Source organism: Bacillus cereus group sp. N11 (assembly GCF_016483605.1).
GTDB classification, from domain to species: Bacteria; Bacillota; Bacilli; order Bacillales; family Bacillaceae_G; genus Bacillus_A; species Bacillus_A toyonensis.
Genome location: NZ_JAEHBN010000119.1, coordinates 1 through 233 on the forward strand (window position 1 = coordinate 1; position 233 = coordinate 233).

Below are 233 nucleotides of genomic sequence, written 5' to 3' on the forward strand. Positions count from 1 at the left end.
TTCTGCGTCCATGTGGAATCTTCATCGCAACAACACAGGCACGATATTTTCTCGTTTTTTGTCAACAATTCAAGGAACACCCTGAATTAATTCAAACAGTATGGCATAAAACTTTATCTCAGGCTTTTCCAGATATACATCGCGCTATCTCGTATTATGAACATGGGAATTTTGTACACAGTCCTACTGGTTCAGGAGATGTTAGAGATAGCAGCTTTTATGGAGAAACTGTT

1 pseudogene is annotated in these 233 nt (G+C 38.6%); it reads left to right on the forward strand.

From position 1 onward, the window contains the following. Positions 1 to 233: pseudogene (locus JDS98_RS29945) on the forward strand (methyltransferase); the annotation flags it as partial.